Origin of the sequence: Aliivibrio finisterrensis, from assembly GCF_008933155.1 — a bacterium.
Lineage (GTDB): Bacteria > Pseudomonadota > Gammaproteobacteria > Enterobacterales > Vibrionaceae > Aliivibrio > Aliivibrio finisterrensis.
Genome location: NZ_WBVP01000089.1, coordinates 1 through 638, shown reverse-complemented (window position 1 = coordinate 638; position 638 = coordinate 1). Strand labels below are relative to the sequence as shown.

The window sequence follows — 638 nt, the reverse complement described above, 5'->3', positions numbered from 1 at the left end:
CAGAATCTGAATCGCAGCCACCGTGGTCAACGATTGACTGCCCACCTGACCGTTTACTTCACTGAGGTTATTAGCATCAATACCAGTGACACCTACCACTACATAATCGGTCGCACTTGGCGCGGTTTGGGTATTATCAGCTGCGTAACTTTGAATCACGTTGACGCTATTAATTAGAGTCTGGATCGCTGCTACCGTGGTCAACGATTGGCTATCTACCTGACCATTCACTTCACTGAGGTTGTTGGCATCCACACCGTTAATGCCCACTTGCGCATAATCGGTTACTGTTGGCGCGGTTTGCGTATTATCTACCGCATAGTTTTGGATCACTGTTAGGCTATCGATAAGTGTTTGTATCGAGGCAACATTTGTTAGTGACTGGCTGTCAACTTGTGCATTAATTTCCGCTAAATTGTTGGCATCCACACCGGTAACGCCAAAGTCGGCATAATCACTCACTGATGGTACTGGCTGCGTATTATCGGCCGCGTAACTTTGAATCACGTTGACGCTGTCAGTTAGCGTCTGGAACGCAGCTACCGTGGTCAACGATTGACTGTCCACTTGCCCGTTAATTTCACTCAAATTATTTGCAGCAACACCAGTAACGCCTACCACAGCATAATCGGATACTG

At 47.2% G+C, this 638-nt stretch carries 1 protein-coding gene; it reads right to left on the bottom strand.

Annotated features, from left to right (window positions below; translation table 11 throughout):
• On the bottom strand, window positions 1–638 hold a 638-nt coding region (locus tag F8B77_RS17695; protein ID WP_208846182.1), incomplete at both ends, for a hypothetical protein.